We start from the raw sequence: 11810 nt of genomic DNA, 5'->3' as shown, positions 1-11810 counted from the left end.
ACTGAAGACCTCGTGGTGTCTCTCCGGGAGAGGTGTTGACAACCCCGGTGGTGGAGGGGGCGCAACCTCTCCGGGAGCGGAGACACCACGAGGTCTTCAGTCGCTGTCGGCGAATACTCGCGGACGGGCGGCGCGGGGGTGGATGGGGGGTGTTTCGGGGCTGTGCGGGCTCTGAAAGCCCTGGTGGCGGTGTTGCGGCGGGGTTCCGCCGGGTGCGGCGGCCCGGTGGCCGTGCGCCGGGCGGGTGTTCGCGGGCCGAGGTGCCCGCGGGCGGGGTGCTGGACGCCGGAAGGGCTGGGCCGGTGGTGTCCCGGTACCGGCCCGGGGCGGTCGCCCGTCGGGCCTCCCGGGCCGGCTCCGAACCCGGGGTGCCCCGTCCGATCAGACGGAATTGTCACCCCGGCGCCCCGGGGCAGGCACCACCACCCGACCCGGGTCGGTCACCGCCCCGGACCCGGGTCAGCCAGCGCCACCGGACCCGGGTCGCCAAGCACCCGCCTGCCCCCGCAACGCCCAGCACCCGCACGGGCCGGAATTCGCGGGTGGCGCGCTAGCCCTTCACGCACAGGACGGCGTGCAGGACGGCGGCGACGTCGACGAGATCGCGCTGGTAGGCGATGACCGTGTCGATGTCCTTGTAGGCGGCGGGGATCTCGTCGAGGACCCCGGGGTCCTTGCGGCACTCCACGCCGCTGGTCTGGGCGATGAGGTCGTCGGTGGTGAACTCCTTGCGGGCGCGGGTCCGGCTCATCCGCCGCCCGGCGCCGTGCGAGGCGGAGTGGAACGACTCGGGGTTGCCCAGCCCGCGCACGATGTAGGAGCGGGTGCCCATCGAGCCGGGGATGATGCCGTACTCGCCGGCCCGGGCGGAGATGGCGCCCTTGCGGGTGACGAGGACGTCGGCGCCGTAGTGGTGCTCCTCGGAGACATAGTTGTGATGGCAGTTCACGGCGGCGAAGGCGGCGTCGTCGGCCTGCGGGCCGTCGGCGGGCGGGGTCGGCACCCGCAGGTGCGGGAAGTGCGCCCGCAGGGCCTCGACGTAGAGGGCGAGCATCGTGTCGCGGTTGTGCCGGGCGTATGCCTGGGCCCAGGCCAGGTCCCGGCGGTAGGCGGCCATCTCGGGGGTGCCGGCCAGGAAGACCGCGAGGTCCCGGTCGGGCAGCCCGGAGTTGTGGGGCAGCTTCTTCGCCGCGGCGATGTGCAGGTCGGCGANGGTCTTCCCCACGTTGCGCGATCCGGAGTGCAGCATCAGCCACACCGTGTCGGCCGTGTCCAGGCACAGCTCGACGAAGTGGTTGCCCGAGCCGAGGCTGCCCATCTGGGCCATCACCCGGTCGATGGCCCCGCTGCGGCCGGAGACACCCGGGTGCAGGTCGCCGAAGGCGCTCCAGAGCTCGTCATAGCCGCGCACCCGCCGGGTGATCTCGGAGTGCCCGCGGTGGCCCACGGGAATGGCCCGCTCGACCGCGGACCGCACCGGCCCGAGGTCGTCGGGCAGGTCGGCGGCGGTCAGGTTGGTCCGCAGCGCGGCCATCCCGCACCCGATGTCGACGCCGACCGCCGCGGGCGAGACCGCGTCCCGCAGCGCGATCACGGAACCGACCGTGGCGCCCTTGCCGAGGTGGACGTCCGGCATGACGGCGACGTGGTGGTGGACGTAGGGGAGGTCGGCGATGGTACGGAGCTGGTCGAGCGCCGCGCTCTCGACCTCCTGCGGGCGGGTCCACATCCAGACCGGTGCCGCCGCTCCTGCCAGCTCGCCAATGGGGGGCACGGTGACCTCTCTATCTTTCCTGTCGCACTGTTCGGTCGCGCTGTCATCCTGGCCGCACTGTCATCCCAGGTGTGCGGACCGCGACCGTGGTGAGATCAACGATCGCCCGTTCTGTCTGGCTTGGCCAGCGAATTTCCGCTGCCGCGGAGCCACTCCGGCCGACCGGCGGGTGCCGTGGCGTCCCGACCGGCGGGGTGTGGGTCCGGGTGCCCGGATAGTCGTCCGGGTGCGCCGGTGGGGGCGGCGGTGAAAGACTCCGGTGCCAACGACCGGATCTGACCCGGGGCGTCCGTCCTGTGCGCCCGGGTGCGCGGCGCGCATCGCGCAGAGTGCGCCAAGCGTAAATCGTGCAAAACGCGCAAAGTGTGAGGAGCTGACCATGTCCGCTGTCAAGAACCGCGTCGCGATCGTCACGGGGGCCGCGCGCGGCATCGGCGCCGCCACGGCCCGCCGGCTCGCGGCGGATGGGCTGGCCGTCGCCGCGCTCGACCTGGAGGAGAGCGCGGCCAAGGAGACGGCGGAGGCGATCGTCGCCGCCGGCGGGACGGCGATCGCCGTCGGGGCGAACGTCAGTGACGCCGACCAGGTGACCGCGGCTGTCGAGCGGGTCGCGTCCGAGCTCGGCGCGCCGACCGTGCTGGTGAACAACGCCGGCATCACCCGGGACAACCTGATCTTCAAGATGACCGAGAGTGACTGGGACGCCGTCATGGGCGTGCACCTGCGCGGCTCGTTCCTGATGACCCGGGCCGTGCAGAAGTACATGGTCGAGGCCAAGTGGGGCCGGATCGTGAACCTCTCGAGCACCTCGGCGCTGGGGAACCGGGGTCAGGCGAACTACTCGGCGGCGAAGGCCGGTCTGCAGGGCTTCACGAAGACGGTGGCGATCGAGCTCGGCAAGTTCGGAGTCACCTGCAACACGGTGGCGCCCGGCCTCATCGCCACGGAGATGACGCGGGCGACGGCGGAGCGCCTGGGCCGGTCGTGGGACGAGTACGCCGCCGCGCGCGCGGCCGACATCCCGGTGGGACGGGTCGGCGAGCCCGAGGACATCGCGAACACCGTGTCGTTCTTCGTCAGCGAGAAGTCCGGGTTCGTCTCCGGCCAGGTCATCTATGTCGCCGGTGGCCCGAAGGCCTGAGCCGCCGGTGGCCCGAAGGCCTGACCTCCGGGAGGGTCAGGCGCCGGGCATCCGTCACCGCGACACCGGCCGCCCGGCGGATCAGGGCTTGCGGCCGAGGCCCCCGGCGACCAGCCGCTCGGTGAGGGTGAGCGGATCGGCCACCGGCTCCTCCGGGCGCCACAGCGGGTTGTAGACGACCCCGGGCTCCAGCAGGTCGAATCCGTCGAAGAAGGTGGTGATCTCCGCCAGGGTGCGGAACCGGCCCCGGCCGAGATCGGCCAGCATGACCTTCTCCAGCTCGGCGGTCTCCTCGCCGTGGGTCACGAAGTGCGTCAGGAACAGGTGGCTGCCGGAGGCCAGCCGGTCGCGGTAGGCGGCGAGGATCCCCTGGGGGTCCTCGTCGTCCTCGATGTGGTGGACCACGGCGAACAGCAGCAGCGCCACCGGCTGGTCGAAGTCGATCAACGCGGTCAGGTCGGGGTGGTCCAGCACCTGCTCGGGCTCGCGGAAGTCCGCCGTCACGACCGTCGTGTGGTCGTTCTCCGCCAGCAGCGCGCGGCCGTGCGCGAGCACGATCGGGTCGTTGTCGACGTAGACCACGCGGGCGTCCGGGGCCACGCTCTGCGCCATCTGGTGGGTGTTGCTGGCCGTGGGCAGACCGGAGCCGAGGTCGATGAACTGACGGATGCCCTGCTGTGCCATGAGCCGCACGCCCCGGCCCAGCAGCGCCCGGTTGTACAGGGCCGACTGCCGGCCGCGGGGGGCGAGCCGCATGAGCTCCTCGGCGACCGCCCGGTCGACGGGGAAGTTGTCCTTGCCGCCGAGGATGGCGTCGTAGACGCGGGCGATGCTGGGGACCGTGGTGTCGATGCCCTGCGGGCTCCAGTCGGCGGGCGGCTCCTTGACAGCGCGCGCCAAGGGGTGCTGTGCCGCCTGGTCCTGGCTCATGGGACTCCTTCGTCGCTGTGGTCGTCGCTGTGGTCTGTCCGGGATGCGTCCGCCGGCCGGGTCCGGGTTGCGGGTCCCGGGTCCCTGGCTGAAGTGGTGGCCGCGATTGTCGCCCTGCGTGAGGAAACCGGCTCTACGCGGCACATCATAGGACCTCTGGGTAGGTTCCGGACATGCGGCAGTCGCCGTCACCAGGACATTTCGCCGGCACCCGCGCGGGCACAGCGCGTCACGGCCGTGCGGACGCGTCCACGATCGGGTTACGGACGGAACCGACCCGCTCGATCCAGACCTCGACGACGTCCCCCGGAACCAGGTACCGCGGCGGCCGGCGGATGTAGCCGACCCCGGCCGGAGTTCCGGTGATCAGGACGTCCCCGGGGTTCAGCGTGAGCGTGCGGCTCACGAACGACAGGATCCGGCCGATACTGTAGATCATGTCGCTGGTGTCGCCGTCCTGCNCGACCTCGCCGTTGACCCGGGTGACCAGCCGCAGGCCGAGGCCCGGGTCGCCGACCTCGTCGGCCGTGACCACCGGGCTCATCGGGCCGCTGCGGTCGGCGTTCTTGCCCAGGGTCCACTGCGCGGACGCTCCCTGGGCCCGGCGGGCGCTGAGATCGTTGAACGCCGCGTAGCCGAACACCCCGGCCAGGGCCGTCTCCTCGTCGACGTCGGTCAGCCGGGCACCGACGACCGCGGCCAGCTCACCCTCCCAGTCCAGGCCGCGCTCGCCGGGCGGGACGGGGACCGGCGTGCCCTCCACGGCCAGCGACGCCGTCCACCGCGCGAAGATCGGTGGCTTCTTCGGCAGTTCCAGGCCGGTCTCGGCGGCATGCGCGTGGTAGTTCAGGCCCATGCCCAGGATCCGGGCCCCGGCTGGTACGGGCGGGAGAAGATCGATCTCGGTGATCTCGGTGATCTCGGCCGCGGCCCCGGCTCCGGCTCCGACCGCGGCTCCGGCCACGACCCCGACCGCGGCTCCGGCCTTGCCCGCACCCGCGTCCTCGCCGGCGCCCTCATGCTCGGCACGGCGACGGCTCGCGGCGGTGATCTCCCGGGCGGCCGCGGTCCAGCGCGGCAGGTCCGCGTAGAACTCGTCGACCTCGGCGAGCCGGGCCACCCGGTACCGACCGCCCGCGCCACCACCGGTGCCGGCGGAACCACCGCCACCGCCACCGCCGTCGCCCGCGGTGGCATCGAGGAGACAGCCGATCAGCACTCGCCGGCCGTCACGTACGCCCACGAACCGCATCCACCGCGCCTTTCCGTCAGCCGGTCTCCCGCCGAACCCGGCGCCTCGTCACCGGGTTCGGCGGCGAACGCCGGTCGATCGGCGACGAGCCGCCGCCCTCGGCATTGTGCCGCCGGACGGTGCCGCCGGCCCAGGGCGCGGACCCCTCGCTAAGGCGAGCCCCGGGTGACACAGCTGTCTGATCAGACGGATATCGCGGCCGTTGGGCCGGCCGCGCGGCCCGGCCGACGATGCCCTCGGGCTGGCACCGGGACCCCACGGCCCCAGCCCACCGACGTCCACGGCCCCGCCTGCGGACGCCTTGGCCGGTGAAGATCCGCCGCGGTGCGGCCACGGGGCTGCCGGCACCCGGCAGGTTCCCGCGGTAACGGGGCTACCTGGGCTTTCAGCGCGCCGACAGGGCCCGCAGCGCCTGTCGCCCACCCGTGCGGCGCGGGTCCGCGAGGATTCGCTGACAGCGGCTGAAGGGCTTTGTGTGTCCTTCGCTCGCAGGGGTTGCGGCCCCTGCGTCACCGTGGTCGTCAAGACGTCTCCGTAGGAGACACAAGGAGCCCTTCAGGCGCGCGATCGCCACGCCCGCGCCCGCACCCGAAACACCGACCACCATCGTCAGATCACCGAACGCACCCGCCTCGGGCCCGCGCGCGCCGTCCGCCGAGAACCCGCCCGCGCCTCCGCCCCGCGCCCGCGCGGGCAGTCCGCCGAGAACCCGCCCGCCCCCGCACCCGCCCGAGTTCAGCACCCGCACGGGTCAAGATCCACGAGAAACGGGCTAGCGGACCCCGGCGTCGCGCAGCAGCTGGCGGGCGATGACGATCTGCTGGATCTGGCTGGTTCCCTCGTAGATGCGGAACAGCCGCGCGTCGCGGTAGAAGCGCTCGACCGGCACCCCGCGCATGTATCCGGCGCCGCCGTGGATCTGGACGGCGCGGTCGGCGACCCGGCCGACGGCCTCGGAGGCGAAGTACTTCGCGCAGGACGGGCCGATCCTGGTGTCGCTGCCGTCGTCGAAGCGGGCCGCGACCTCGGTGACCAGCGCCCGCGCCGCGTACAGGTCGGTCGCGGAGTCGGCGAGCAGGCCCTGCACCAGTTGGTGCGCGCCGATCACGCTGCCGCCCTGGACCCGGCTCGCCGCGTAGGCGACGGACTCGTCGACCAGGCGCTGGGTGAGCCCGACGCACAGCGCCGCGATGTGGATGCGGCCGTGGGCCAGGCAGCGCATGGCGGTCGCGTAGCCGCGGCCCACCCCGTCCGCGCCGCCGATCACCGTCGAGGCCGGTACCCGCACCTCGTCGAGCAGGACGTCCGCGGTCCACGCGCCGGACTGGCCCATCTTGTGGTCCTTGGGGCCGACGCTCAGGCCGGGCACGTCCCGCTCGACCATGAACGCGGTGATGCCGCGCCCGCCCACGGCGTCGGGATCCGTCCGGGCGAAGACCATGAAGACGTCGGCGAGCGGCGCGTTGGTGATGAAGCGCTTGGCGCCGCTGATGACCCAGTCGTCGCCGTCGCGGCGCGCGGCCGTGGTGAGACCGGCCGGGTCGGAGCCGGCGTTCTCCTCGGTGAGCGCGAAGGACGCCGTCCAGTCACCCGAGGCGATCAGCGGCAGGTAGGTCTTCTTCTGTTCCTCGGTCGCGCCTTCCAGCAGCACGTGCCCGGCGATGCCGTTGTTGGTCCCGAACATCGACCGGAAGGCGGGGGTGGTGTAGCCGAGCTCGAAGACGAGCCGGGCCTCGGCGCTCATATCAAGGCCGAGGCCGCCGTACTCCTCCGGAATGGCGAAGCCGAACAGACCCATCTCGGCGGCTTCGCGGCGCAGGTCGGCGGGAATCGCGTCCGTCTGCTCGATGTCGGCCTCGGCCGGGACGACCCGCTCGCGCACAAAGCGCCGCGTGGCGGAGATGATCTCACGGACATCGTCATCGAGCACGAGATCTCCATTCAGGACGGTTTCCAGATTAAATACATTATCTAAAAGGACCCTGCCGGCGCGTAGCCTGGGCGGCGGGTTACGCCCGACGACACACATCGGGGTCGCGATCGCGTCCGACCTCTGGTGAGTGACAGTAGCCAGTGCGGGCGACGCGCGACGGACGAGTGGACGGGACAGCATCGATGAATCTTTCCGGCATTGGCGTGTGGAGTGCCCACCTGCGGTGGGGGGATCCGGCGGAGGCCGCCGACGCCGCCGCGGAGCTGGACGAGCTGGGTTTCGAGGCGCTGTGGATTCCCGACGTGGGGGGCCCGGTCCTGGACGCGGTCGGCGCGTTGCTGGCCGCGACGAAGCGGGCCACCATCGCCACCGGCATCCTCAACCTGTGGATGCACGACCCCGCGGACGTCGCCGCCGGCCACGCCGCCCTCACCGCGCAGCACGGTGAGCGCTTCCTGATGGGCATCGGGGTCAGCCACGCGCCCCTGATCGACGCGGCCGAGGCCGGCCGCTACCGGCGCCCGCTGGCGGCGATGACCGCCTTCCTCGACGGGCTGGACAAGGCCGACACCCCCGTCCCGGCCGACGCCCGGGTACTGGCCGCGCTCGGGCCGAAGATGCTGGACCTGGCCGGCAGCCGGGCCCGCGGCGTGCACCCCTACCTCGTGACCCCCGAGCACACCGCGCTTGCCCGCGAGCGCCTCGGCCCCGGCCCGCTGGTGCTGCCCGAGCAGACGGTCATCCTGGCCACCGACGTCGACGAGGCCCGGGGCATCGGCCGCGGCTGGCTGGCCGGCTACCTGAAGCTGCCGAACTACGCGAACAACCTGCGTCGGCTCGGCTTCACCGACGAGGAGCTCTCGGAGGTGAGCGACCGGCTGTTCGACGCGGTGATCGCCTGGGGCGACGAGGAGGCGGTCCGCCGGCGCGTCGAGGAGCACCGGGCCGCCGGCGCCGACCATGTGTGCCTGCAGGTGCTGCTCGCCGACCAGCAGGAGGTCCCGCGCGCGCAGTGGCGCCGCCTGGCCACCGCGCTGCTGTAGACCCGGGCCGGGGCTCAGCGGGCCCAGCCGGCTCAGCCGCCCACCTCGCTCGCCCAGGACCCCAGCGCCGGGGCGAGCAGCGGCCAGCGGACGAACAGGCTCCCGGTCGCGGCCATCTCGGCCTGCCGTTCGAGGTACTCCCGGTCGCCCCACGGCGGCTCCACCAGCCGGGCGCCCGGGAGCAGTCCGGCCAGCGCCTCCGAGGTTGCCCGCGGGTGGAACGGGTCGCTGCTCCCGCTGCGGAAGATCAGCGCCGGCACCCGCACCGACCGCGCGAGCTCGACGGGCAGGCCTGGGACCACCTCGCCCGGTTTCGGGCCATAGGCGGCCATCCACCGCTGCATGGTGTCGAGGAACTCGTCCCGGTCCTGGGCCAGCAGCCGCTCCCGGTTGCCGGCGTCGCGCTCGACCAGCGGCGCCCACTCCGGCAGGGCGGCCACCGCGGCCATCCCGCTGGTCCAGGCGGCGGTGATGGTGGCGGTGTAGTAAGCGTTGCCGAGGACCATCAGGCCGGGCACCCCGCCGCTGATCCACCACAGGGCCAGCCCGGCGGTCACCTCGGGGTGATGCGCGGCGGTCAGCAGCGAGATGTGGGTGCCCACCGTGGCGCCGGCCAGCACCGCCGGCCCGAGGTCGAGGTGGGTGAGCAGCGCGGCCAGGGTGTCGGCCTGCATCCGCGGCTCGCTGGGCCCGGTGAGGCACAGGTCCGACTCGCCGCTGTTGGGTCGGTCCCACAGCAGCACCCGCCCGCCCTGCGCGGCCAGCGCCTCGGCCAGTTCGGTGACCCCGGCGGTCCGCCGGGGGAAACGGCCGCCGAGGGTCAGCACCCACGTCCGGTCACCCGCACCGACGAGGTCATAGCCGATGCGCAGCCCGTTGACGTTCGCGTATGCCACCCGCCGGACAGTAGTGGGATCGACCGGCACGAGAAACCGTTGCCGATCCCCCCGGCGCGCTGCCGGGTCGGCCCGTACGGCGATGTTTGCGCGCAGACAGCGCCTGGGCGGCCCTGTGCCGCCGGTGGGCGGCATAATCCTCCATACCGATCGGCACCCGTCGCCCTGACGGGCCGGCAGCGCGATCGACGGAACCGCCAGCACCAGGACCCGATCTGGCGGACGCGAGGATCACGGTTCGGACCAGGACGGGGTTTCGCCATGGAGGAGCCGGCAGCGGTGGGAACGATTCCTCCGGCCCGGCTGCGGGCCGACGCCCGCCGCAACCGCGACCGGATTCTCCGCGCGGCTGTGACGGTCTTCGCCCAGGACGGCCCCTACGTGCCGATGGACGAGATCGCCCGGCTCGCGGCCGTCGGCGTCGGAACGCTGTACCGGCACTTCCCCGACCGGGAGGCGCTCATTCTGGCGGTGGTGCGTGCCAGCCTGGCCGCGATGGCCGCGAGGGCGCGCGCGGCCCAGGCGGAGGAGCGGTGTGCCTGGGACGCGATGCTCCGGAGCCTGCGCGGGTCACCCGAGCTCCGGCTCACGCTGTGCCTGCCGGACCGCTTCCTGCCCGCCACCGCGGAGGTGATCCGCGCGGACCCGGAGATCCGGCGGATCCGCGGCGAGCTCGTCGGCCAGATCGAGGACCTCGTGCAGGCCGCGCGGCAGGAGGGCACGCTGCGCCCCGACGTCGGCGCCGGCGACGTCATCCACCTGTTCTCGACGCTGCTGCACGTCGTGCACCGGATGCCGGCGGAAACGGCGGAGGCCGTCTACGAACGCTCCTGGGAGATCGTCCTCGACGGTCTGCGTGCCCGGCCGGGGGAGGCGTTACCCGGCCGGGCGCTGACGGCCGCCGACGTGACGGCGGGCTTCAGCTCGCGGTGATGGCCTTCTCGGGGCAGTTGCTGACCGCGGCCCGGACGACGTCCTCGAGGTCGGCGGGCACCTCGTCGAGGGTCACGACGGCGAAACCGTCGTCGGAGAGCGTGAAGACCTCGGGGCACAGCGTGCAGCAGGTGGAATGCCCGCAGCAGCGGTCCTCGTCGACGACAACCCTCATCACACGCTCCTCGGTGCCAGGGTGAACTCGAGGTTGAGGTGTGTCAGGCCACGCAGGATGAACGTCGGCAGGTAGCTGTAGCGCCGATCGCCGGCGGGGCCGTGCACACTCTCCGAGATCCGGATCTCGGAGGTCCGCTCCAGGATCCGCTCGATCGCGGCGCGTGCCTCGGCGCGTGCCAGCGGCGCGCCCGGGCAGGTGTGGATGCCGCGGCCGAACGCCACGTGGTGGCGGGCGTTCGGGCGGGCGACGTCGAACACGTTCGGGTTCTCGAAACGCCGCGGGTCGCGGTTCGCCGCGCCGTTCACGACCATGACGGTCGTGCCCGCGGGCAGGTCCACCCCACCGACGGTCGTGGGCACCCGGGACAGCCGGAAGTCGCCCTTGACCGGGCTCTCCAGCCGCAGGGTCTCCTCGATGAAGTTGCCCACCCGCTCGGGCTCGCGCCGCAGCAGCGCCTGCAGCTCGGGGTCCTCGGCGAGGATCTTCAGCGCGGAGCTGAGGAGACGCACCGTGGTCTCCTGGCCGGCGGAGAAGAGGTTCGCCGCCACCCGGACGACGTCGATGACCTCGGGCGTCGAACCGTCCGGGAACGTTGCCTTCGCGAGCCCCGTCAGGACGTCCTCACGCGGGTTGGCGCGCCGGTCCTCGATGTACGCGCCGAAGCGGGTGTAGAGGAACTCCAGCGGGCTGTGCTGAAGGTGGTCGTCGCCGGTGCTGCCGACGCCGCCGCGCTCCTCGGGCCGGCGCTGCAGGGCGTCGAGGAACTCCTCCTGGTCCTCCTCCGGCACACCGAGCAGGTCGGCGATCACCAGCAGGGTGAAGGGGCCGGCGAAACCGGTGATGAAGTCACCCTCGCCGCGCGCCAGGTAGGGCTCCAGCATCTGGTCGACGAGGCTCCAGATCTGGGCCTCGTTCTCCTTCAGCCGCTTCGGCGTGATCAGCCGCATCAGCAGCGCCCGGTGCGCGGTGTGCGTGGGCGGATCCAGGGTCGGGAGCTGGTCGTTCATGGGCAGCTCGTGCCGGTGCNCCTCGATCAGCGCGGTCACGTCGTCTCCCTCGAGTGGCACGGGGAAGCCCGGGAAGGGGCCCGTCACCGAAATGCACGAGGAGAATGTCGCGGAATCGTGGAAGACCTCGACGGCTTCCTCGTAACCTGTCACCATCACCACGTTGTGGTGCTCCTCACGCAGAACGGGGCAGCGCCCGCGCATCTGTTCAAGGAATGGGTACGGGTCGGCGACCAGCTTCTCGTCGCGGAAGTAGTCCGGTGCCTCAAGGTCACTCACAGTACGTGTTGCTCCTTCCATGGCCTCGCGGCCAAGTCTCGCACCACCGGTGAGGGCGAGACAAACGACGCGTCCGGCCGCCGACGGTCACCGTCGACCATCCTGACCAGGAGCGCCGCCTGTGGAGCTCGCCGATCTCGTCATGCTCGGCCTGCGGGCCGGCATCGGCGTGGGTCACTCGCTGGGCTCGGCCAACCGGGACCCGCGGGCCTTCGACGAGCCCGACCGTTTCCGCGTCGACCGTAGTCTTCGGTCGTGCCACCAAGGACCTGAAACGGGGGAGGAAGGGCCGTCAGGGCAGGAAGGGCTGCCCGACGGCGATCNCCCGTCCGGCCGGGTCGAGCTGAAGGAGGACCATGTTGGACGGATGGCTCGCGACGAACTCCCGCAGCTTCGCGAGCCCGCCGGTGAGGTAGATCTCGGGCTCGTCCCAGTACGTGAACC

Annotated in this window: 9 protein-coding genes and 4 pseudogenes; 3 read left to right on the top strand and 10 right to left on the bottom strand. The window is 72.4% G+C overall.

Going from position 1 to position 11810, the window contains the following annotated elements; genetic code table 11:
* Positions 1-550: 550 nt before the first annotated feature.
* A pseudogene (locus tag UG55_RS42700) lies at positions 551-1212 on the bottom strand (RtcB family protein); the annotation flags it as partial.
* 1 nt (position 1213) lies between these two features.
* The coding region (locus UG55_RS42695) for an RtcB family protein (protein WP_396231004.1) at positions 1214-1774 on the bottom strand (561 nt) is incomplete at its 3' end.
* Positions 1775-2153: 379 nt separating this feature from the next.
* On the opposite strand from UG55_RS42695, the gene fabG reads away from it, so the two are divergent.
* On the top strand, positions 2154-2915 hold the full coding sequence (gene fabG, locus UG55_RS24220) for a 3-oxoacyl-ACP reductase FabG (protein WP_066073544.1): 762 nt from the start codon (positions 2154-2156) through the stop codon (positions 2913-2915).
* Between the two features lie 81 nt (positions 2916-2996).
* Here fabG and UG55_RS24215 read toward each other — a convergent pair whose 3' ends face one another.
* The 4 genes and pseudogenes from UG55_RS24215 to UG55_RS24205 form a co-directional block, all read right to left on the bottom strand.
* The gene (locus UG55_RS24215) at positions 2997-3845 is read right to left on the bottom strand and encodes an SAM-dependent methyltransferase (protein WP_066073541.1); all 849 of its coding nucleotides are present in this window, start codon (positions 3843-3845) and stop codon (positions 2997-2999) included.
* Between the two features lie 229 nt (positions 3846-4074).
* Positions 4075-4306: pseudogene (locus tag UG55_RS42690) on the bottom strand (fumarylacetoacetate hydrolase family protein); the annotation flags it as partial.
* 1 nt (position 4307) lies between these two features.
* Positions 4308-5097 (bottom strand): fumarylacetoacetate hydrolase family protein (locus UG55_RS48185; RefSeq protein ID WP_396231003.1); only part of this gene is annotated, 790 nt, incomplete at its 3' end.
* Between the two features lie 772 nt (positions 5098-5869).
* On the bottom strand, positions 5870-7027 hold the full coding sequence (locus UG55_RS24205) for an acyl-CoA dehydrogenase family protein (protein ID WP_066073538.1): 1158 nt from the start codon (positions 7025-7027) through the stop codon (positions 5870-5872).
* A gap of 185 nt (positions 7028-7212) precedes the next feature.
* On the opposite strand from UG55_RS24205, the gene UG55_RS24200 reads away from it, so the two are divergent.
* On the top strand, positions 7213-8073 hold the full coding sequence (locus UG55_RS24200; protein ID WP_066073536.1) for an LLM class F420-dependent oxidoreductase: 861 nt from the start codon (positions 7213-7215) through the stop codon (positions 8071-8073).
* A 32-nt stretch (positions 8074-8105) separates the two neighbouring features.
* Here UG55_RS24200 and UG55_RS24195 read toward each other — a convergent pair whose 3' ends face one another.
* On the bottom strand, positions 8106-8969 hold the full coding sequence (locus UG55_RS24195) for an alpha/beta fold hydrolase (protein WP_066073533.1): 864 nt from the start codon (positions 8967-8969) through the stop codon (positions 8106-8108).
* Between the two features lie 279 nt (positions 8970-9248).
* Between UG55_RS24195 and UG55_RS24190 the strand changes: the two genes are divergently transcribed.
* Entirely contained in the window at positions 9249-9902 is a 654-nt protein-coding gene (locus UG55_RS24190) for a TetR/AcrR family transcriptional regulator (RefSeq protein ID WP_128423165.1), read from the top strand.
* On the opposite strand, the gene UG55_RS24185 is transcribed toward UG55_RS24190, so the two are convergent.
* The 3 genes and pseudogenes from UG55_RS24185 to UG55_RS42680 all read right to left on the bottom strand — a co-directional run.
* The gene (locus UG55_RS24185) at positions 9889-10077 is read right to left on the bottom strand and encodes a ferredoxin (RefSeq protein WP_066073527.1); all 189 of its coding nucleotides are present in this window, start codon (positions 10075-10077) and stop codon (positions 9889-9891) included. The two genes, UG55_RS24190 and UG55_RS24185, sit on opposite strands and share 14 nt — an antisense overlap.
* Positions 10077-11106: pseudogene (locus UG55_RS24180) on the bottom strand (cytochrome P450); the annotation flags it as partial. The gene UG55_RS24185 and the pseudogene UG55_RS24180, both read right to left, overlap by 1 nt.
* 1 nt (position 11107) lies before the next feature.
* Positions 11108-11366 (bottom strand): annotated as a pseudogene (locus UG55_RS42680) (cytochrome P450); the annotation flags it as partial.
* Positions 11367-11810 lie beyond the last annotated feature (444 nt).

The sequence above is a fragment of the Frankia sp. EI5c genome, from assembly GCF_001636565.1.
Classification (GTDB): Bacteria; Actinomycetota; Actinomycetes; order Frankiales; family Frankiaceae; genus Parafrankia.
This window is presented reverse-complemented; position numbering and strand designations above follow the sequence as displayed.